The sequence below is a fragment of the Pseudoflavonifractor hominis genome, from assembly GCF_014288125.1.
GTDB classification, from domain to species: domain Bacteria; phylum Bacillota; class Clostridia; order Oscillospirales; family Oscillospiraceae; genus Pseudoflavonifractor_A; species Pseudoflavonifractor_A gallinarum.
Window position 1 is genome coordinate 22787 of record NZ_JACOPR010000008.1, and the last position, 18817, is coordinate 41603.

Below are 18817 nucleotides of genomic sequence, written 5' to 3' on the forward strand. Positions count from 1 at the left end.
CTCCTCAGTTGTATTTCAGTTCACGATAGCGGGCGAAGTAGGCGCCGGTACGCGCCAGGTCCTCCCCTTCCCCGCTCTCCATGTGGCGGACCAGATCCTGCCCGCCCTGGTAGAGTTTTTCCACCACATCCTCCATCTCGGCCACCGGCTTCCAGGTGGTAAAGGGGATACAGAATTCCCGCCAGGGATAGCTGTTCAGGTCATTGAGGCAGAAATATCCCACCTTCATATGGCTGTCGAACACCATGTCTCCGTGGCTTCCGCTCACGGCGATGAGCACCCCGGGCCGCCGCTCTTTGTTGCGGCTGCCAAAGCGCATCTGCTGGGTCTCCTCATCCTTCCAGATGTCCACAAAGGGATAGCACCGGTCCACAAAGACCTTGAATGCCCCCGTAATATCTCCATAGAAAGTGGGGGTAGCCAGCACATAGGCGTCTGCCGAGCGGATGGCCTCGTGAAGCAGCGGAATATCGTCCCCCTTGATGACGCATGTCCCGGTCTTCTCACAGGCACGGCATCCCCGGCAGGGCTTCATATCATAGTCGTGGAGATAGTAGATCTCGGTCTCCGCGCCGGCCGCCCGGGCGCCCTCGAGAAACTTCTGTACCGCTGTGGCGGTATTGCCGTGATGGCTGGAACTGCTGACAAATGCGGCAATCTTCATTGTGCGCGCCTCCCTCTTCCTTATCTCAAATCAAGCCGGGCCAGTTCCTCAAAAGCCGGCCGGCACAGGGCGTTGAGGGACTGATAATAGGCAAATCTCCGGTCATAGCGCTCCACCTCCGCCGGGTTGGGTACGATGCGCTCCCCATCCCCCAGCCAGCGGTCCCGCACGATGCGGAAGCTGTCAAAGAGTCCCAGCCCGCGCCCCGCCAGATAGGCGGTGCCCATGGCATTGTCTCCCTGGGGCAGGTAGGTCAGCTCCTGGTTGAGTACATCGGCAATGATCTGCCGCCAGAGCAGGCAGTTGCTCCCTCCCCCGCTGATGACCAGGCGGCTCAGTGGCAGGGCGCTGCTCTCATAGGAGTCCCGCAGGGCATAGGCCACACCCTCCAGGAGGGCACGGTACATATGTCCCGCCGTATGGGCGTTGGTCAGGCCGAAGAGCACTCCCTTGGCCAGGGGGTTTGCCTGGGGCGTGCGCTCGCCCAGCAGATGGGGCAGGGCGAACAGCCCGTCTGCCCCCGGGGCCACAGTGTTGGCGGCCTCTTCCAGGGTCTGATAGCTCACCTCACGCAGCAGCACGGAGTCCCGGAACCACCGGGTGATCTCCCCACCCGTGAGCACATTCCCCAGAAAGCGCGCACCGCCGGTGATGAAGGGGCAGCTTCCCACCTGGTCGTCCAGAGACCGCTCCAGGCCCAGAAAGGTGCCCGCGGTCCCCAGGTAAATGAGGCCTTCGCCCGCATCCACAGTACCGGTGCCCACCAGGATGGTGTAGGAATCTCCCGTTCCCGCCACCACCGGGATGCCCGGTACCAGCCCGGTCTCCTCGGCGGCCTGTTGTGTGACGGTACCCACCACATCCATGGGCCAGCAGAGGGGGGGCAGTACCTTGGGGTCCAGTCCCGCTTCCCGCATACGCTCCGGCAGCCAGACATGGCGCTTCTCCTCATATACCCCGCCGAAGATGGCCGCAATATCGTGGTCGGCACTGTATACGCCGGTCAGTCGGAAGGCGATATAGGAGTGGGCGTTGAGCACCATCTCGATCCGCCCATAGGCCTCGGGTTCATGGCGCTTGATCCAGAGCAGCTTGGGAGTGACGTCCTGCAAATTGCTCTCCCATCCCAGATGTTCCTGGAGCCAGGCGGCCTCCTCAATGGCCCGGTTGTCCCGGTACAGGATGGCCGGCCGCACCGGTCTCCCCTCCCGATCCAGAGGACAGAGGTTGGGCACCATGCCGCTGGCACAGATGCCGGCAATCTCAGAGGGGTGAATCCCCGACTGTTCCAGACAGGCGGCGATTCCCGCCCGGGTCCCGGTCCACCACGCACCGTCCGGGTCTTGTTCCACATAGCCCGGTTGGCTTTGGATGGTCTCATAACAATGGGTATGCTGGGCCCGGCGTCTCCCGGTACCGTCCATCAGCACCGTTTTGATGCTGCTGGTACCAATATCAATGCCGAGCAAATAGGTCTGTGTCATTCGGACACCTCTCTTTTCCTTCGAACACCGCCAAACAGATACAGCAGGGGGAAGCGGTAAAACCGCTCCCCCCTGGTCTCATATCACGGTTTTATCCAAGATGCGCCATGGCGGTCTCCAGATTCTCCCCCTCATGGATCAGGCCCTTGAGAAGCTTGATCACCCGGTCGGGATGCTCGTGGCCCCAGATATTCCGGCCGATGGCCACGCCGTGGGCGCCGCACTTCATGGCGTCGTCGATATTGGCAAAGAACTGCTCCTGCGAATTGGTCTTGGCGCCGCCCAGCACCACGATGGGCAGCCCCTCGCATCCCTGCACGACCTCCTCATAGCCGGGCCGGTAGGGCATCTTCAGGAAGTCAGCGCCGGCCTCCGCCGCCACGCGGGCCGCCAGCTTCAGGCTGTCAATATTGATATACTCCTGGGGCGGGTTGAAGCCGCCGGGCACCATCTCGGCCAGCAGCGGCATACCGTACTGCTCACACTCCCGGCGCAGGGTGCTGATGATGCGGATCATGGTGCGCTCCAGCTCGATGTCCTCGCCGGAGATATCGGGACCGCCGTTGAAGAGAACGGCGTCGGCGCCCACTTTGACCGCCTCTTCCACCGCCACGCACAGGATGCTGTCGTGTGCCCCTCTGGCATAGTCGGTACAGGGGAAGTCCGCCCGGACGATCAGGCCGGTGCGGCCCAGCAGAGCCTCATATTTCCGGGCCATACCGATGTTGAGGATCACCGCGTCGGTACCGGCATCGATCACGGTCTTGAGGGCCTGATCCAGATGCTCGATTCCACGCATGGGGCCGGAATTGACACCGTGGTCAAAGGCTGTGATGATGGCGTTGCCGTCTTCCCGGAAAATATGATTCATTCTCTTGATGGTCCCCATATGGATTTCTCCTCCTATACTGTAATCGGTTTCTGTAAACGGTTACATCCGTTGTATGTATAGTAGCACATTCCCATGGAAAAATCCAGACCTTTTTGTAAGATTGGTAAACCTGTTTTAAATCTTCCGGCCAGTTCTATGCGTTATGCACAAAAACAGCGGCGACCTGTTTTACAGGTCGCCGCTGTTCACGAGATTTTTTGTACTCTCCCGCAGCCGCAGTTCCACCGGATAGAGCACGCACTGGGCCATCTCATGCCCGGTGGAGAGTCTCCGCAGCAGCAGCTCAGCCGCCTTTTCCCCCAGCCGCCGGTTGGGCACCGCTACGGTGGAGAGGGCCGGTGTAAAATAGCTGGCCAGCGGGATATCGTCAAAGCCGATCAGCTCCATCTCCTCCGGCACCCGGATGCCGCCGCTGTGGAGACATCTCAGTGCTCCCACCGCCATCATATCGTTGAAGGTGATCATGGCGGTGGGGCGCTCCCCCTGCTCCAGCAGCCGCCGGGTACACTCCACAGACTGCCGCAGCTGGTCACCGTAGGACACGAACTGCATCCGGCACAAGCAGTCCGGATATTCCTCAAAGAAGTCCCGTACCGCCTGCGCTCTCCTCCGCCCAATGAAGGTGTCCTCGGTGGCGGCCAGAACGCCAAAGATCCGGTTCCCCTCGGCATAGAGGTAGCGCAGCGCCATCTGCACCCCCTCGTAGTCCTCCATATAGACCGAGGTGACCGGTCCGTCCAGCCCCATCTGCTCCGGATTTCCGATCAGTACATAGGGCACCTTGACATTTTGCAGGTACTCTCTTACCTCTTCACTGCCGGAGAAGTCGGAGACATAGATCACCATGCCGTCCACGCTCCGGTTATCCGGCCGCTCCTGGCCCGGCATACTGCTCTGGGAGTAGATCAGCAGTTTATAGTTGGCCTGTAACAGCACCTTCTGGCAGCCCTCCACCAGCTGGTTAAAGAACTCGTTGCGCAGTGTGGGCACCACACAGGCCACCGTCCTGGTCTGGCCGGTCGAGAGACTCTGGGCCGATGGATTGGGAACATAGTCCAGCTGCCGGATTACTTTCAGGATGCGCTCTCTGGTCTCCGGCGACACCTTCTCCGGCTGGTTGATGCTGCGGGATACTGTGGCGACGGATACGCCGGTCAGTTTTGCAATTTCCTTGATGTTCAAACTCGTTCCTCCTGCTCGATCCGTTCCTGCCCGTTCCGGGAATTTGCCTCATTCGAAGGGGTAACGCACGCCCCAGTCCCGGCGCAAAGCGTCCATCTGCTCCATCATGCGCAAGGTCTGCGCGTGAGGCATTTCGGGACACTCCAGCGCTCCCGTCTCCAGGGCCCGGCGGCAGGCCTCCACCTCATACTCATATCCGGTGATCTGTTTGGGCACCGTGATCTCCCGCCGGAGCGACCAGCCGGGCCCAAAGAGGGAGATGCGGTCAATGTTATTGATGTTGTGGGCGATCAGATAGCCTTTCGTGCCATAGATGATGCCATACTGCTCCGTTGCCGCCAGTACAGTGGTATGCAGGGTGGCCATCTTCCCATCCCGGTAGCGCAGTACGATGGAACTCTGGGCATCCACCCCGGTGGAGGTCTTGACACAGGCAGAGGTGACATCCTCCACCTCATCTCCCAGCACCATACTGGCGAAATTCAGCGGATAGATCCCAATGTCCAGCAGGGCCCCTCCGGCCAGAGCGGGCTCCATGATCCGCTCCACATGGGTGAGGGGATAGCCCAGATTGGCGGTGAGGGAGACCACCTCTCCCAGGGCGCCCTCACCGATCAGATCGTCGATCATCCTTCTGGACGGCATATAGCGGGTCCAGATGGCCTCAGTGAGAAAGACGCCCCGCTCCTCCGCCCTTGCCAGGACCTGTCGGGCCTGGGCCGCATTGGCGGTGAAGGCCTTTTCACAGAGCACCGGTTTTCCGTGCTCGATGCAGAGCAGGCAGTGTTCCGCGTGGTGAGAGTGGGGCGTGGCCACATAGATCAGATCCACCGCCGGATCTTCCACCAGTTCCTCGTAAGAACCATAGGCCCGCTCGATTCCATAGGTGCAGGCAAATTCCTCCGCCCGCTCCCTCTCCCGGGAGGCCACCGCCCAGGCCTGGACGTTCTCCATCTCCCGCAGGGTCCTTGCCATGATTCCGGCGATTTTTCCCGCTCCCAGTATTCCCACGCGCAGCATCTGCCTCATCCTTTCCGCTTTGATCTCTTTGAGTATACCACAAGGCAGCGCGGCGGTAAATCATCATCCCGTTCCCCGCGGAAAACTTCAAGGCGCCCTTGGCCGTCTTGTACATAAAAAATGCGGTGTGACCGCAAATACCGTCACACCGCATGGCAGAGTATTCCATGATTCCTCTGCTTACTTCTCGGCAATGGCCTCGATCTCGCAGAGAGCGCCCTTGGGCAGATCCTTCACAGCCACGCAGCTGCGGGCGGGCTTGGAGGTAAAGTACTTGGCATACACCTCGTTGAAGGCGGCAAAATCAGCCATGTCAGCCAGGAAGCAGGTGGTCTTGATCACCTTGTCAAAGCCCACGCCGCCGGCCTCCAGAATGGCGCCCACGTTCTTGCAGCTCCACTCGGCCTGAGCGGCAATGCCCTCGGGCATGGCGCCGGTGGCGGGGTCCACGGGCAGCTGGCCGGAGGTGATGACGAGACCGTTGGTCTCATAGCCCTGAGAGTAGGGGCCGATGGCGCCGGGCGCCTTCTCGGTAACAATGATCTTCATGGGAAATTCCTCCTTAGAAAATGGATGATCCAGACCGGCGGACCGCCTCTCCTCCGCATCCATGCAGAGGGATCGCTCCTCTTGTGGGAGTGGTCCGGAAACCGGCTTTCCTCTAGTGTACCACCGCAAACGGCGCGATACAAGAGGAAGTTCAAACGCCGGAGTGTAGTTTTTCGCTTTTTCTTCGCTTTCCCCTTGCGCTTTTTCCCTGTATGTCTTATAATGTCCTCAGTTGTACGTACAAGTTGTACGCTAACATGCGAAGGAGGTCACACGGTCATGTCTCAGCATATCGAGGAACACCCCATCGTGGATTATCCCAGCCGGACTCCGGCCACCTTTTCCTTTGACGGACGCACCCTCACCGGTCTGGCCGGCCAGCCCATCGCCGCGGCTCTGCTGGATAACGGCATCTCGGTCTTCCGGCATACCCATAAAACCGGCCAGCCCCGCAGTCTCTTCTGCGGCATCGGCCAGTGCAACGACTGCGTTGTGGTGGTTAACGGAAAGCCCAATGTCCGCTCCTGCACCACTCCGCTGGAGGAGGGCATGGTCATAGAGACCCAGCACGGGCTCGGAAAGGTGGGTGTCCTGTGAGAACGACGGATCTTCTGGTCATCGGCTCCGGACCGGCCGGTCTGGGGGCCGCCATCGAGGGCGCCCGCTGCGGGGTCAAGGTCCTGCTGGTGGACGAGAACACCAAGGCGGGCGGTCAGCTCTATAAGCAGATCCACAAGTTTTTCGGCTCCGGGGCTCACTATGCGGGCACCCGGGGATTCCAGATCGCGGATATCCTGCTCCAGGAGGCCAACGACCTGGGTGTGGAGACCCTGCTGGACACCCGCGCCCTGGGCCGGATGGACAACGGCTGCGTCTCCATTCTCCACCAGGGAAAGGTGGAGGCGGTGGAGGCCAAAAAGGTCATCCTGGCCACCGGCGCTAAGGAGAATGCCCTGGCCTTCCCCGGCTGGACCCTCCCCGGCGTTATGACGGCGGGAGCGGCCCAGACCTTCAGCAATGTCCACGGCACCCTGGTGGGCAAGAACATCCTCATGGTGGGCTCGGGCAACGTGGGACTTATCGTCTCCTACCAGCTCATGCAGGCGGGGGCGGAGGTCCGTGCCCTGGTGGAGGGCGCGCCCCAGATCACCGGCTATCTGGTCCACGCCGGAAAGATCCAGCGGGCGGGTGTACCGGTCTATACCTCCCACACTGTAGTGGAGGCCCGGGGCACCGACCGGGTGGAGGAGGCCGTCATCGCGCAGGTGGACGAGAAGTTCCGCCCCATCCCCGGCACTGAGCAGACCATCCCCGTGGATACCATCCTGCTGGCTGTGGGCCTCAATCCCCGCACAGAGCTGGCCTCCATGTTCCGCTGCCGCACTACCTATGAGGGGGCGCTGGGGGGCATCCTCCCGGTCCACGACGCCTGGATGCGCAGCTCCGATCCCAACGTCTATGTCTGCGGCGACCTGGCCGGAGTGGAAGAGGCCAACACCGCCCTGGAGGAGGGGCGTCTGGCCGGTATCCACGCCGCCGTCTCCCTGGGCTATACCGCTCCCCACGCCCAGGCGCGGATGGAGGAGCTCCAGGAGAGCCTGCGCTCCCTCCGCAGCGGAGCCCACGCCGCCCGCCGCCTGGCCTGTAAGGAGCGCATCATGGAAAAAGGAGGCGCCTGTCATGTCTAATCAGCCGTCCCGGGGCTTTGCCCTCCTGGAGTGCTGCCAGGAGATCCCCTGCAACCCCTGCACCACGGTCTGCAAGACCGGGGCCATCGTCAAGTCCACCCTCAACAGCCGCCCGGAATTCGATCCCGAGAAGTGCGTGGGCTGCAAGCTCTGCGTGGCCGCCTGTCCCGGACAGGCCATCTTCTTCCAGGTCCCCGACCTGGGCGACGGCAAGGCCTCCATTACCTTCCCCTATGAGTACCGCCCCCTCCCCGTTCCGGGGCAGGAGGTAGTGGCGGTGGACCGGCTGGGCAACGAGGTCTGTCCCGCTGTGGTACAGTCGGTGGGCCAGCGCCCCGTCTTCAACCGCACCGCGCTGGTCACACTGGTCATCCCCGCCGAGTATCGGGATCAAGTCCGCTTTCTCCGGCGGCTGAGAAGGGAGGAACGCTGAATGGAAGACCGCGATATCATCATCTGCCGCTGTGAGGAGGTCACAAAGGCCGATGTCCTCCAGGCCATCGCCGACGGCTGCCACACGGTGGCCAGCATCAAGCGGGCCACCCGGGCCGGCATGGGAGCCTGCCAGGGCCGCACCTGCGGCCGCCTCATCCAGCAGATCCTCATGAGTCAGGGCATCCAGACTCCGGAGACCATTCAGGCCGACAAGCCCCGTTTCCCCACGGTTCCCTGCGGGGTGGATACATTAGGGAGGGACGACGATGCGGAATAAATATGGTGCCATTGTGATCGGCGGCGGCTACTTTGGCTGCGCCTGCTCCTATTTTCTCGCCAAGGCCGGCGTCCCCACCCTCCTGCTGGAGGAGAAGGAGATCAGCCGGGGGGCCTCGGGTGCCAATTTCGGCAACGTCCAGGTCCAGGACGCCTCCATGGGGCAGAGCTATGAGCTCACCCTGGCTGGTTTCGCCCGCATGAAGACCATGACCGAGGAGCTGGGCTGTGACATCGGATACCAGTCCTACCCCTCTCTCATCGGCGCGGAGTCCGAGGAGCATCTCCCCGAGCTGGAGCGGCTCTTCCAGGAAAAGAAAGAGGCCGGGCTGGATGTGTACTGGCTGGAGGGCGACGCCCTTCAGGAGGCCGAGCCCAACCTGGCGCCCGGCACCGTGCTGGCGGCCAGCTATTTTGAGCAGGGGCGCGTCTATCCCTTCCACTATCAATATGCCCTTGTACGCCAGGGCCGCAGATATGGCCTGGAGGTCCGGGAGTTTTCCACCGTCTCCTCCCTTTTGGTGGAGGGCGGCGTCTGTACCGGCGTCATGCTGGCGGACGGCACCACGGTACGGGCCGAGCATGTGATCGTGACCTCCGGCGCGGGCACCCGCCCCCTCTGCGCCACCGCCGGACTGGATGTCCCGGTCTACTCCGTCAAGGCCGAGGCCTTCGTGACCGAGGCCATCCAGCCCTTCCTCAAGACCTATTACTCCTCCGCCGCCTTCTTTGCGGAGGCCCACAACCCGGAGAAGGCGGTCACCTCTCTCTGCATTGGACAGAGCCATTACGGCAACATCCTTCTGGCCGAGACCACCAAGCCCCATACCGCGGTGGACGAGGCCGGTCAGGACTGTACCTCGATGGAACACTGCCGGAACATCCGGGAAAAGGTCCTGCACTTCTTTCCCGCCCTGGAGCCGGTCTCCATCCTGCGGGGCTGGGTCACCGCCTCCCCCTACACGCCCAACAATGAGCCCATCTTCGGAAAGGCTCCTGTGCCCGGCCTGATCCTGGCCGCCGGGTTCAAGAGCTCGGCGGTGGTCTCCGCCGTCGTGGGCGAGACGGTCGCGGAACTGGTCACCCGGGACACCTGCGCCTGGGATCTGGACCAGTACACCGCCGCTATACGTCCGCTGTAACCGCTCCGCCCCTATTCCAAGGAGGAACCCTATGCCCAAATCCCAACGCCTCTGGTCCCACACCTATGCCTATCTGCTGGATCAGATCCACAGTATGAAAGCCGGCGAAAATCAGCTGGAGCCGGAGGAAGAATTGACCCGCAAGCTGGGGGTCAGCCGCTCCACCGTGCGGGAGGCCACCCAGGCCCTGCTGCAGGAGGGCTATCTGACCCGCCGGCACGGGAAGGGAAATTTTGCCCACCCCTCGGTCTCCCAGCTCCGTTATCGCATGGATCTGACCTCCGATTTTTCCAAACTTCTGGACACGGGAGATGGTCCGGTGGTCTGCCAGACCCTGCGCAGCGGCTATGTCCCCTGCCGCGAGGTGATGCGCCGCCGTTTTCCGGTCCCCTGTACCACGGTCTATGAGCTGGATTGGCTCTACTCCGTGGGGGAGCGTCCCATGCTCTTCTGCCGCACCTCCATCCCGGAGGAGATGCTCCAGCGCCAGCCGGAGCCCCTCTCCACAGACGATTCTCTCTTTCCCTGGATCCGCACCTACTGCGGCCGGGATTTTGCCTACTATGCCACCCACCTGGGGTGCCGCTGTGAGGAGGACGCCTGTAGGGCCCTCCAGCTTCCCTCCGGCACCGCCTTATTCAATTGGCAGGAGGTCTTTTACGATCTGTCCGATGTTCCGGTTGCCTTCTGCGATATCTTTTTCCACCCGGAACATGTGGACCTTACCATGGTCCTGCGCCCTTGATTTCTGCGGCGGTCCGCGGCATTCGCCGCAGACCGCCGTTCTCCTTTTATTGACCCGCTGCCATAAAGAGGGGAATTCCCCAGTGTACAAATCCATAAAAGTGCGGTATCATGAAAGATATAACTTAATTGTCCGGTTGTGCGCCCACTTCTTTTGTATACTTCATCCAATCAAATCAGTTTGAATTTGTGGCAGGTGTCATATTATGGAGCATACTTCCAAGCTGATCCGCCGCCCCTGGGTAGCCAGCGCACTTTTGGTGGCTCTGGCCTCCCAGATCTCCATCAACCTCTTTACGCAGGAATTCAATATCTCCGTGGCCGTCATTCTCCTGCCGGTCCTTCTCTTTTTGACGCCGGATATCCCCCTCTTCCCCACCGCCGCGCTGGCTGCGCCCGGTGTCTTTCTGCTGCGCTGCCTGATCCAGGGAGTGACCACGTTTTCTCTCCAGGGATGTATTCCGGCCCACGCACCCGAAATCTTTTTCTATCTCACCTACGGCCTGCTCTTTGATCTGTATGCCAGACGCTGTTCCTTCCATCCCTTCCGCGCCAAGCTCTGCCTCCCGCTGGTGGGGATCGACGTATGTGCCAATTTTGTGGAGCTGCTCATCCGTCTGGGGTGGGGCGTCTTTTCCCCGTCCCTGCTGCTTCAGCTGCTGGCCGTGGGAATCGGCCGTTCGCTCTTCGCCTTCCTGATCATCCGTACTTTGGACAACTACGGCTTTCAGGTGTTGCGCCGGGATGATGCTGAGCGCTACCAGCGTCTTTTGCTCATGACGGCTACCCTCAAAAGTGAGGTAGCCTGGATGGACAAGGGAACGGCCCTTATCGAGAATACCATGAACGCCGCCTATCGTCTGTACAGTCAGCTCCGCGCCGGCGGCGCGGATGAGGAGACCGCCGGGACGGCCCTCACCATCGCCAAGGACATTCACGAGGTGAAGAAGGAATATTTCCTCATCATGCGCGGCATCTCCGAGGCGCTGGAGCACGCCTCCACGATCCCCGGCATGGAACTGGAGGAATTGTTCTCCATTCTGACTCACAGTGTGGAGCGCACCGCCCAGGCCTGCGGCAAAGAAGTGGTGTGCACCACTTCTCTCTCCGACAATTTCTACACCACACAGCACCACTATCTCATGTCTATTTTCCGCAATCTGCTCAACAATGCACTGGAGGCCGCGGGGACCGGCCATACCGCCCATCTCACGCTGACCCAGCGGCGGGAGGGGGACGATTTCCTCTTTACCGTAGAGGATGACTGCGGCGGCATCCCGCCTCAGCGCATGGCGCAGATTTTTACCCCGGGCTTTTCCAGCAAAATCAACTATACCACAGGGGAGATCAACCGAGGGCTTGGCCTCACCATCGTCAAGGACCTGGTGGAGGAGGAACTCCACGGAACCATTCAGGTCTCGTCCCAGAACGGAGGCACCCTGTTTACCATCCGCATACCCATGCGGGAACTGGAGGGAACACAGCATGCTGTTCTATCTGATTGATGACGATTCCGCCACGCTCAATATCCTGCGTATGATCATTGAAGACAGCGACTCCGGCAGCGTGATCGGCAGCGCGGCCAGCGGTCTGGATGCGCTGGAAGACCTGCGCTATATGCGTCCGGATATCGTTCTGGTGGATCTTCTCATGCCCGGAATGGACGGCATCGAGTTTGTCCGTCAGGCCCGCAGCCGCTATCCGGACCTGCGCTTTGTCATGCTCTCCCAGGTTACCTCCAAGGATATGGTGGCAGAGGCCTATTCGGCCGGCGTGGACTTCTTTCTCTCCAAGCCGGTCAACAGCATCGAGGTGGTCAGCGTCCTGCGCAAGGTGGGAAAACTCCTGACCATGGACCGCACCATGGACCAAATGCGCTCTCTTCTCCAGGGCGGCGCCCCCGCCGGGATCTCTTCCGCCCCAACGCCGCCTCCCGACAACAGCGAGCGGCAGCAATCCGCGCTCAATGCCGTGCTCCATCGCATTGGCATCAGCGGCGATCCCGCCTGCCGGGACATCTCTCAGGTCGTCGGGTATCTCCTCTCCTCCCAGGGGCAGCAGGAGCAGCTGACCGTGGCGCAGCTCTGTGACCGGTTCAGCGATTCCCCCAAGGCCATGGAGCAACGCATCCGCCGGGCTGCCATGGCCGGCATGGTAAATCTGGCCAACCTGGGGATTGAGGACTATTCCAACGATACCTTTACGGAGTACGCCGGCACGCTCTACCACTTTGAGCAGGTACGCCGGGAAATGGACTGTATCCGCGGAAAGACCACCGTCCACGGACGTGTCTCGGTCAAAAAATTTCTCTATGCACTGGCTGCCCTGTGTGCTGGTCGCTGATCCTTTACGCCTTTCGGCCCGCTGCCGGAAGGCGTATTTTTTTGTTACTTTTTCATGCTCTATTTCCCATCTTTTTTAATTCTTTCTCATTATATGACTTGATTTTCTGCTCATTTTTCCCTTTTTTCTTCTAATCCAGATTATTTTATCTGCCATTTGCACAAAACACCCCCCATCACTTTTTGATAACTCTTACAAAGTTCCATCTACCGTCATATTTTATAGTTTTCTTTCTGTTACTTCCTGTTGTTTTATGAAACTCTTCTATAAACTGAGTACAACAAGAAGTTACCACCCAAACAGACGACGGAGGTGCGAGCGTCTATGACAACGATTCTTCTCGGTATGGGCCTGCTCCTGCTGACACTGGCCGGTTTTTCTCTGTTCAGCATGAAGGCGCCCAAGGGTTCTCAGGCGATGTCCGGTCTGGCCAACGCGGCCGTGGCTACCTTCCTGGTGGAGGCCATCCACAAATATATTTCCGGTAATCTGATCGGCATTGATTTTCTCGGCGAAGTCGGCAGCATGTCCGGCAGCATGGGCGGTGTAGCCGCTGCCATCCTGGTTCCGATCGGCATGGGTGCCAATCCCATTTTCGCCGTTGTCGCCGGCGTGGCCGTGGGCGGATATGGTATCCTGCCCGGCTTTGTGGCCGGCTATCTGGTCGGTTTCCTCTCTCCCCTGATTGAAAAGTATCTCCCCGCGGGTCTGGATGTGATCCTGGGCGCCCTGATGCTGGCTCCCATTGCCCGCCTGGTCGCCTTTGCTGCCGACCCTGTCGTGAACAGCGCCATGGGTTACATTGGCACTATGATCACTGCTGCCACCGAGCAGTCTCCCCTCCTGATGGGCTTCCTGCTGGGCGGCATCATCAAGATGATCTGCACTTCTCCCCTCAGCTCCATGGCCCTCACCGCCATGCTGGGCCTCACCGGTCTTCCCATGGGCATTGCGGCCATCGCCTGCTTCGGCGGCTCGTTCACCAACGGTCTGATCTTTGCCCGTCTCCACCTGGGTGACCGGAGCAACATCATTGCCGTCATGCTGGAGCCCCTGACTCAGGCTCCCATCATCACCCGCAATCCCATTCCCATCTACGGATCCAACTTCTTCGGCGGCGGACTGGCCGGTATCGCAGCCGCCATGCTGGGCATCGTGAACAACGCCCCCGGCACCGCCTCCCCCATCCCCGGCCTTCTGGCTCCCTTTGCCTTCAACGATCCTCAGACCGTGGTGCTGGCGCTGGTCCTGGCCGCGCTGGGCGGCTCTCTGGCCGGCTTCCTGGGCAGCATCGTGTTCAAGCGTTTTAAAAAAGAGGCTCCCAAAACGGACGCCCCCGAAAGCTCTATCATCTCTCTGATGGAGGATATCCCCGCCTAACGTCCTCCTTCCCCTCTCTTGAGCCCTGTGCCGGTGCGGCACAGGGCTCAGCTCGTTTTCCCATATAAAAAGCGGAGCGTGTATCCCAACGATACACGCTCCGCTTTTCTTCGGTTATCTGCTTTTCTCCACCTGATAGACCGTACACTGTCGGTAGGTCTCTCCCCGATGGAGGACGATACTCGGAAAATCCGGGTGATGGATGGCGTCCGGCCAGCCCTGCGCTTCCAGGCAGAAGGCGCTGCGCGGGCCGTAGACGGCCCCCTCTTTTCCACGCTCACCGGAGAGATAGTTCGCCGTATAGAGCTGGAGGCCTGGCTGTGTGGTCCGGCAAGTCAGATGCAGCCCATGTCCCGTCACCTCCGCCGCGGTACGCAGCGGACCAGCCGGAAGGTCATGAAGTACAAAATTGTGGTCATATCCTCTCCCCAGCTCCAATTGCGGATGGTCCTTTGCCAGCCCCTCCAGGAATGGGACACTCTCCCGCAGGTCGAAGGGGGTTCCGTCCACCGCCAGCCGCTCCCCGGTGGGGGTGCTGTCCCCATCGGTGACCGTGATGGCATCGGCATGAACGCAGATGGACTGTCCTTCCAATGTTCCCGCTCCGTGTCCGGCCAGATTGAAATAGCTGTGGTTGGTCAGGCTGCACAGGGTATCCCGGTCACTTCGGGCCTGATAGGTGATGGAGAGCGCGCCCGCCTCGTCCAGGCCATAGCGCACTTCCACCTCCAAGCCCCCCGGAAATCCCTCATCTCCATCGGGGCTGTGGTGGGTGAGGAGGAGCTCCTCCCCCTCCAGCCGGGCCGTCCACACCGCCCGGTCAAACCCCCGCATCCCTCCATGGAGGCAGTTGGGGCCATTGTTGGCCGCCAGTGGATAGGTGTGGCCCTCCAGAACAAAGGAGGCCCCTCCGATCCGGTTGGCTACACGTCCCACGGTCGCCCCCATATACTTGTCCTGTGCCTCATAGTCTCCCAGCGTGTCAAAGCCAAGCAGGATGTCCCGGCTTCCCTCGGGAGCGGGCACCCAGAAGGACCGAAGGGCCGCCCCGTAGGTCAGCACCTGTACGGTATAGTCCCCGCAGCGCCCCGTCCAGCACGTGACCGCCTCTCCGGCGGCCGTCACACCAAAGGGGGCGGAAATCCACTGTGTCATGTATTACACCTGCCTTATAAAGCGGAGGAAGGCCTCCTGTCCCTCGGGAGAGCGCTTGTAGACCCCCGCGTGCTCCAGCACCCGGGCAAAGACCAGTCCGGTCTCCTGTTCCACCAGCCCCAGGGCGTTTTCCGCCGTAAAGGAGGCGTATTTATGCCGGAATCCCTCGGCCCACTCCGCATGGGAGGCGGTGAGGGGGTCCTCCCGCAGGCTGGTCCCCTGTACCAGGTGGTCGGCCACCGCCGCCAGCTCAGCCTTCAGCCGGGCGGGCAGCACGGCCAGCCCCATCACTTCGATCAGGCCGATGTTCTCCTTTTTGATGTGGTGCAGCTCCGCATGGGGATGGTAGACCCCCAGCGGGTGCTCCGGCGTGGTGATGTTGTTGCGCAGGACCAGGTCCAGCTCATAGGCCTGCCCTCTGCGCCGGGCGATGGGCGTGATGGTATTGTGGGGCTCTCCCTCGGTCTCGGCAAAGACAAAGGCCGCCTCATCGGTATACCCTCGCCAGGAGGTGAGGATCCGGTCGGCCAGCTCCACCAGACGCTCCGGCCGGGCGGAGGTGATGCGCAGTACCGACATGGGCCAGCGGACGATCCCAGCCTTGACGTCGGGGAATCCGGGGAACTCCACCTCCCGGTCCACCGGGGCCTTCTCCATGGGGAAGGCATAGTGCCCGCCCTGGAAGTGGTCGTGGGCCAGGATGGAGCCGCCCACGATGGGAAGGTCTGCATTGGAGCCCACAAAGTAGTGGGGGAACTGTCCCACAAAGTCCAGCAGCTTGGCAAAGCAGGCCCGGTCGATCTTCATGGGGACATGCGCGCCGTTGAATACGATGCAGTGCTCCGGATAGTAGACATAGGGGGAGTACTGCAAATACCAGGGGGAGTCGTTGATGGTGACTGGCACCACCCGGTGGTTCTGCCGGGCCGGATGGTTGACCCGGCCCGCATACCCCTCGTTCTCCCGGCACAGAAGGCACCGGGGATAGTCCGAGGCGGGTAGCTCCCGGGCTGCCGCGATGGCCCGGGGGTCCTTCTCCGGCTTGGAGAGGTTGATGGTGATGTCCAGCGCACCGTATTCGGTCTGCACCTTCCACTGCATATCCCGGGCGATGCGGTCCCGCCGGATGTAGTTGGTATCCTGGCTGAAGGTATAGTACCAGTCCGTGGCCGCCTGGGGGCTCTCCGCCCGCAGGGTGCGGAAGCGCTCCACCACCTGGCCGGGCCGGGGCGTGAGCCGTCCCATGAGCATGGTGTCAAAGAGATCCCGGTAGACCACCGAGTTCTCTTCCAGCACTCCCCTGGCATGGGCGTCGTCCAGCAGCACCTCCAGAATCTCCGCCAGCGGCCACTCCGGGACCGGGGCCTGGGGCGCAGTCCAGCTGTCCAGCTTCAGTCCCTCCAGCAGGGAATTCACCGCCCAGACCCGCTCCTCTTCCTCAATGAGGCCGGTGCGCGCGGCGTAATCCACCAGGGCCTGAATGGCCTCGTTCACCTCCATGGCTCAGCCCTCCCCGAATCCGTTGGGATGGCTCTTGTGCCAGTTCCAGGCCGAGGCGATGATGGTCTCCAGATCGTTCTGCTCCGGCTTCCAGCCCAGGACCTCCATGGCCTTTTTAGAGGAGGCGATGAGCTGGGCGGGATCGCCGGAACGGCGGGGCGCCATCTCGGCGGGAATGGGATGCCCCGTCACCTTCCGGGCACACTCAATGACCTCCCGCACGGAGAAGCCCACGCCGTTGCCCAGATTGAACACGTTGTTCTCGCCGCCCCGGATCAGGTAGTCCAGCGCCAGAATGTGGGCCTGGGCCAGATCGGAGACATGGATATAGTCCCGGATGCAGGTCCCATCGGGGGTGGGATAGTCCTCGCCGAAGACCTTGATGCAGGGCCGCTGTCCATTGGGCACCTGGAGGATCAGGGGGATCAGATGGGTCTCCGGGTCATGGGCCTCTCCGATGGCGCCGGAGCGGTGAGCGCCGCAGGCGTTGAAGTAGCGCAGGGCCACATACCGCAGGCCGTGGGCCCGGGAGACCCAGCCCATCATCCGCTCCATGGAGAGCTTGGTCTCTCCGTAGCAGTTGGTGGGCTCGGTCCGGTCGGACTCCAGGATGGGCACCCGCTCGGGCTCTCCATAGGTGGCGGCAGTGGAGGAGAAGACGATCTTATCCACCCCGTGCGCCACCATGGAGGCGAGGAGCACCATGGTCCCATGCAGGTTGTTGTCATAGTATTTCAGAGGATCGCTCATGGACTCTCCCACCTGGGATGAGGCCGCAAAGTGGATCACACCCTCAATGTTCTCTTTCTCAAACAGGGCGTCCAGCGCCGCCCGGTCCCGGATGTCCAGCTCATAAAAACGGGCTTTCGGATGGACCGCGGCACGGAAACCGGTCTGGAGGTTATCGGCCACCACCACATCCCGGCCCGCATCAATCAACTCATATACGGTATGGGAGCCGATGTATCCCGCTCCGCCCAGTACCAAAATAGCCATTCAAAATTCCTCCTTTTTGATTCCATGCCCTGCTTACTGCCAAATCACCGCGCCGCCCACCGGACGGATGGACAGGATGTGGCAGCATCCCGCTCCCAGGATCTCCTCCATCTGTGTCCGGAAGGCATCCAGCCGCTCCCGGGGCACAAAGGCCTGGATGGTCCCGGCAAATCCGCCGCCGTGGACCCGGAAGGCCCCCGTCCCGTCCAGGGCCCGCTCGGCCGCGGCCAGGGCCACGGCCATAGCCTGCTCTCGCACTGCACCGGCCGGGGCGATGTTCTGAAGATGGGTCCAGGAAGAGCGGCCCGACTCCTTTACCAGAGCCAGGAAGGCGTCAAACTTCCCGGCGGCCAGTGCCTCAGCCTCCTGGGCCACCCGGCGGTCATCGGCATAGAAATGCATGGCGCGCAGCACGGCCCGATCGCCCGCTGCCTTGCGCACCTCGGGGAATGCCCGCCAGAAGTCCTCCTCCGGCACCTCCCGCAGCACAGACTTGCCAAAGAAGGCCGCTACTGCCTTCATCTCCTCCGGAATGGCGGCATACTCCGCCGTGAGGTCGGCGTGGTCGGCGCCCGAATCCACGATGCACAGGGCATAGCCCTGCTGCTCCAGATCCACGGCCAGCGGCTCGATCACCGGCGCAGCGGGGTCGGCAAAGTCAATGGCCACCGCGCCGCCCACCGAGGAGGCCATCTGGTCCATCAGCCCGCTGGGCTTGCCGAAGAACTGGTTCTCGGCATACTGACCCATCTGGGCAATGCTCACCGGAGAGAGCTCGTTTTTGCAGAAAAGGGTGTTGAGGATGTTGCCCAGCAGCACCTCGCAGGCCGCCGAGGAGGACAGTCCCGACCCGGGCAGCACGTCGGAAATGGCATAGGCATCAAAGCCAGCCGGTGTGTAGCCCAGCTGGGCGATCCGGGCCGCCATTCCCCGCACCAGAGAGGCCGTGGTCTCCCGCTCTTCCTCCTGGGGCTCCAGGGTGTTCAGATCCACCTCCACCATGGGCCACCCCTCCGACTGGAAGCGGATGACCTGGGTGCCGTTGGGGGCGGCGCAGGCCAGGAAATCCAGATTGACCGCCGCCGCCAGTACCCGGCCCCGCTGGTGGTCGGTATGATTGCCACCGATCTCGGTCCGCCCCGGCGCGGAGAGGACCGCCACCGGCGTATGCTCCTCCCGTCCAAAGGTTTCCTGAAATCCCTTGGCCACCCGGGCTACCCTGCTTCTGGCCGCAGACGGGATCTCTGCACCCAAGCAGGACAGTGTGCGCAGTGTGTCATCCAGCGCTCCCGATTCCAGCGCCTGGCACAGTGCGGAAAATTCTCTCATCATTCTCACCCATTTCCTTAAATTGAGGGGGCAGGCGC

Annotated in this window: 19 protein-coding genes; 9 read left to right on the forward strand and 10 right to left on the reverse strand. The window is 61.6% G+C overall.

The annotated features are described in order from the left end of the window. Positions 1-4: 4 nt before the first annotated feature. The 6 genes from H8S34_RS11955 to H8S34_RS11980 all read right to left on the reverse strand — a co-directional run bounded on the left by H8S34_RS11955 (position 5) and on the right by H8S34_RS11980 (position 5791). Complete coding sequence (locus H8S34_RS11955; RefSeq protein ID WP_101691319.1) at positions 5-664, reverse strand: flavodoxin family protein; 660 nt, start codon at positions 662-664, stop codon at positions 5-7. Positions 665-684: 20 nt separating this feature from the next. After that, complete coding sequence (locus tag H8S34_RS11960) at positions 685-2148, reverse strand: FGGY-family carbohydrate kinase (protein ID WP_101691320.1); 1464 nt, start codon at positions 2146-2148, stop codon at positions 685-687. Between the two features lie 91 nt (positions 2149-2239). Then, the gene (locus H8S34_RS11965) at positions 2240-3037 is read right to left on the reverse strand and encodes a class I fructose-bisphosphate aldolase (protein ID WP_101691321.1); all 798 of its coding nucleotides are present in this window, start codon (positions 3035-3037) and stop codon (positions 2240-2242) included. Positions 3038-3208: 171 nt separating this feature from the next. Continuing rightward, positions 3209-4222: a LacI family DNA-binding transcriptional regulator gene (locus H8S34_RS11970; protein ID WP_101691322.1), complete on the reverse strand. Its 1014-nt coding sequence runs from the start codon at positions 4220-4222 to the stop codon at positions 3209-3211. A 48-nt stretch (positions 4223-4270) separates the two neighbouring features. Next, positions 4271-5251 (reverse strand): Gfo/Idh/MocA family protein, encoded by a 981-nt coding sequence (locus tag H8S34_RS11975; protein WP_366485923.1) that lies wholly within the window; start codon positions 5249-5251, stop codon positions 4271-4273. A gap of 171 nt (positions 5252-5422) precedes the next feature. After that, entirely contained in the window at positions 5423-5791 is a 369-nt protein-coding gene (locus tag H8S34_RS11980; protein WP_101691581.1) for a RidA family protein, read from the reverse strand. A gap of 279 nt (positions 5792-6070) precedes the next feature. Here H8S34_RS11980 and H8S34_RS11985 point away from each other — a divergent pair, with 279 nt between their 5' ends. The 9 genes from H8S34_RS11985 to H8S34_RS12025 all read left to right on the forward strand — a co-directional run bounded on the left by H8S34_RS11985 (position 6071) and on the right by H8S34_RS12025 (position 13799). Beyond that, on the forward strand, positions 6071-6388 hold the full coding sequence (locus tag H8S34_RS11985) for a (2Fe-2S)-binding protein (RefSeq protein WP_186964095.1): 318 nt from the start codon (positions 6071-6073) through the stop codon (positions 6386-6388). Next, a complete protein-coding gene (locus H8S34_RS11990; RefSeq protein WP_186964096.1) occupies positions 6385-7479 on the forward strand; it encodes an NAD(P)/FAD-dependent oxidoreductase in 1095 nt (364 codons plus the stop codon). The genes H8S34_RS11985 and H8S34_RS11990 overlap by 4 nt, the downstream gene beginning before the upstream one ends. Beyond that, complete coding sequence (locus H8S34_RS11995; RefSeq protein WP_186964097.1) at positions 7472-7912, forward strand: 4Fe-4S binding protein; 441 nt, start codon at positions 7472-7474, stop codon at positions 7910-7912. Before H8S34_RS11990 ends, H8S34_RS11995 begins: the two co-directional genes overlap by 8 nt. Continuing rightward, positions 7913-8191, forward strand: a complete 279-nt coding sequence (locus tag H8S34_RS12000) for a (2Fe-2S)-binding protein (RefSeq protein WP_101691324.1) — start codon at positions 7913-7915, stop codon at positions 8189-8191. Next, positions 8181-9332: an NAD(P)/FAD-dependent oxidoreductase gene (locus H8S34_RS12005; protein ID WP_186964098.1), complete on the forward strand. Its 1152-nt coding sequence runs from the start codon at positions 8181-8183 to the stop codon at positions 9330-9332. The genes H8S34_RS12000 and H8S34_RS12005 overlap by 11 nt, the downstream gene beginning before the upstream one ends. A 31-nt stretch (positions 9333-9363) precedes the next feature. Beyond that, entirely contained in the window at positions 9364-10077 is a 714-nt protein-coding gene (locus H8S34_RS12010; protein WP_186964099.1) for a GntR family transcriptional regulator, read from the forward strand. A gap of 205 nt (positions 10078-10282) precedes the next feature. Continuing rightward, positions 10283-11581: a sensor histidine kinase gene (locus H8S34_RS12015; protein WP_186964100.1), complete on the forward strand. Its 1299-nt coding sequence runs from the start codon at positions 10283-10285 to the stop codon at positions 11579-11581. Next, entirely contained in the window at positions 11562-12419 is an 858-nt protein-coding gene (locus H8S34_RS12020) for a DNA-binding domain-containing protein (protein ID WP_101691328.1), read from the forward strand. Before H8S34_RS12015 ends, H8S34_RS12020 begins: the two co-directional genes overlap by 20 nt. A gap of 324 nt (positions 12420-12743) precedes the next feature. Continuing rightward, positions 12744-13799 carry a PTS sugar transporter subunit IIC gene (locus H8S34_RS12025; RefSeq protein ID WP_101691329.1) on the forward strand — a complete coding sequence of 352 codons (1056 nt, stop codon included), beginning with the start codon at positions 12744-12746 and terminating at the stop codon, positions 13797-13799. 114 nt (positions 13800-13913) lie between these two features. On the opposite strand, the gene H8S34_RS12030 is transcribed toward H8S34_RS12025, so the two are convergent. From H8S34_RS12030 to H8S34_RS12045, 4 genes are read right to left on the reverse strand one after another with little or no spacing between them, the layout of a single operon-like run. After that, positions 13914-14954, reverse strand: coding sequence for an aldose epimerase family protein (locus H8S34_RS12030; RefSeq protein ID WP_186964101.1), 1041 nt, complete (start codon positions 14952-14954; stop codon positions 13914-13916). A gap of 3 nt (positions 14955-14957) precedes the next feature. Beyond that, positions 14958-16454, reverse strand: coding sequence for a UDP-glucose--hexose-1-phosphate uridylyltransferase (gene galT / locus H8S34_RS12035; protein ID WP_186964102.1), 1497 nt, complete (start codon positions 16452-16454; stop codon positions 14958-14960). Between the two features lie 3 nt (positions 16455-16457). Further along, on the reverse strand, positions 16458-17450 hold the full coding sequence (gene galE / locus H8S34_RS12040) for a UDP-glucose 4-epimerase GalE (RefSeq protein WP_186964103.1): 993 nt from the start codon (positions 17448-17450) through the stop codon (positions 16458-16460). Positions 17451-17483: 33 nt separating this feature from the next. Continuing rightward, positions 17484-18782 carry a galactokinase gene (locus H8S34_RS12045; RefSeq protein WP_436277853.1) on the reverse strand — a complete coding sequence of 433 codons (1299 nt, stop codon included), beginning with the start codon at positions 18780-18782 and terminating at the stop codon, positions 17484-17486. Positions 18783-18817: the final 35 nt, after the last annotated feature.

What these genes read in the sequence shown, in the direction of transcription:
- H8S34_RS11955 (WP_101691319.1), bottom strand. Translation starts at nt 664, where the DNA reads ATGAAGATTGCCGCATTTGTCAGCAGTTCCAGCCATCACGGCAATACC.
- H8S34_RS11960 (WP_101691320.1), bottom strand. Translation starts at nt 2,148, where the DNA reads ATGACACAGACCTATTTGCTCGGCATTGATATTGGTACCAGCAGCATC.
- H8S34_RS11965 (WP_101691321.1), bottom strand. Translation starts at nt 3,037, where the DNA reads ATGGGGACCATCAAGAGAATGAATCATATTTTCCGGGAAGACGGCAAC.
- H8S34_RS11975 (WP_366485923.1), bottom strand. Translation starts at nt 5,251, where the DNA reads ATGAGGCAGATGCTGCGCGTGGGAATACTGGGAGCGGGAAAAATCGCC.
- H8S34_RS11980 (WP_101691581.1), bottom strand. Translation starts at nt 5,791, where the DNA reads ATGAAGATCATTGTTACCGAGAAGGCGCCCGGCGCCATCGGCCCCTAC.
- H8S34_RS11985 (WP_186964095.1), top strand. Translation starts at nt 6,071, where the DNA reads ATGTCTCAGCATATCGAGGAACACCCCATCGTGGATTATCCCAGCCGG.
- H8S34_RS11995 (WP_186964097.1), top strand. Translation starts at nt 7,472, where the DNA reads ATGTCTAATCAGCCGTCCCGGGGCTTTGCCCTCCTGGAGTGCTGCCAG.
- H8S34_RS12000 (WP_101691324.1), top strand. Translation starts at nt 7,913, where the DNA reads ATGGAAGACCGCGATATCATCATCTGCCGCTGTGAGGAGGTCACAAAG.
- H8S34_RS12005 (WP_186964098.1), top strand. Translation starts at nt 8,181, where the DNA reads ATGCGGAATAAATATGGTGCCATTGTGATCGGCGGCGGCTACTTTGGC.
- H8S34_RS12010 (WP_186964099.1), top strand. Translation starts at nt 9,364, where the DNA reads ATGCCCAAATCCCAACGCCTCTGGTCCCACACCTATGCCTATCTGCTG.
- H8S34_RS12015 (WP_186964100.1), top strand. Translation starts at nt 10,283, where the DNA reads ATGGAGCATACTTCCAAGCTGATCCGCCGCCCCTGGGTAGCCAGCGCA.
- H8S34_RS12020 (WP_101691328.1), top strand. Translation starts at nt 11,562, where the DNA reads ATGCTGTTCTATCTGATTGATGACGATTCCGCCACGCTCAATATCCTG.
- H8S34_RS12025 (WP_101691329.1), top strand. Translation starts at nt 12,744, where the DNA reads ATGACAACGATTCTTCTCGGTATGGGCCTGCTCCTGCTGACACTGGCC.
- H8S34_RS12030 (WP_186964101.1), bottom strand. Translation starts at nt 14,954, where the DNA reads ATGACACAGTGGATTTCCGCCCCCTTTGGTGTGACGGCCGCCGGAGAG.
- galT (WP_186964102.1), bottom strand. Translation starts at nt 16,454, where the DNA reads ATGGAGGTGAACGAGGCCATTCAGGCCCTGGTGGATTACGCCGCGCGC.
- galE (WP_186964103.1), bottom strand. Translation starts at nt 17,450, where the DNA reads ATGGCTATTTTGGTACTGGGCGGAGCGGGATACATCGGCTCCCATACC.
- H8S34_RS12045 (WP_436277853.1), bottom strand. Translation starts at nt 18,782, where the DNA reads ATGATGAGAGAATTTTCCGCACTGTGCCAGGCGCTGGAATCGGGAGCG.